Genomic DNA, 747 nt, shown 5'->3' with positions numbered 1-747 from the left:
ATGCCGAGGACCTCGCGGTACCAGGCGTTGAGGGTGTCGGGGTCCTGCGCGCGGAAGAAGATCCCGCCCACTCCAAGTACCGGCATGATCAGGACCCTACGGGCGGCGCTGCCGTCGCGGGGACGGGCACCGGGACGTTCCAGCGCAACGCGTGCTGGATGCCGACGACGATCGCCTTGTCGTCCAGCGGGTTCTCTGGGTCGTACCAGACCGTCGTGTGCTGGTCCTTCTCGATCGGCGCACGCGACGGGATCGTCACCCGTCGACGGACGAGGTACGACGTCCCGTCCGGACCCACGAAGCGGAACGTCGTCGTGGTGATCACGTTGCTCGCCTCACCGAAGTCGTCGGGCTCCCAGCCCGGTTCCACGACGATCGCGTCGACAGGCACGCCTCCCGCGATCATCGCCACCTCGTGCGCGAACCGCCTGCGGCGCCTGACGACCAGGGCCCCACCCAGGAGCAACGCGGCGACACCGACGGCAGCCGAGAGGCCGGCCGCGACGACGTACCACCCCTCCACGTCGAGCTCGGCGGCTGCGAGCAACTGGCCGAGCGCGGAGGACAGGCCGAGCGTCCCCAACGCGTGCCACATGCCGAACTGGAGGGGGTACTGGTCCACGATCAGCGACCAGGCCACCAGTCCGAGGACGGCCCCGACGCAGCCACCGATGGTGGCCAGGCCCGCCTCGTCACCCGCGATGTACGACGCCGGGCCGTCGCCGTACCCGTCGATGATCGTGCACC

General features: G+C 70.1%; 1 protein-coding gene. It reads right to left on the bottom strand.

Annotated features, from left to right (window positions below; all coding sequences use genetic code 11):
- Positions 1-88: 88 nt before the first annotated feature.
- Positions 89-747 (bottom strand): hypothetical protein (locus ACOADB_RS10855; RefSeq protein WP_378598092.1); only part of this gene is annotated, 659 nt, incomplete at its 5' end.

This window comes from Nocardioides sp. CPCC 206348, from assembly GCF_048654705.1.
Taxonomy (GTDB): domain Bacteria; phylum Actinomycetota; class Actinomycetes; order Propionibacteriales; family Nocardioidaceae; genus Nocardioides.
This window is presented reverse-complemented; position numbering and strand designations above follow the sequence as displayed.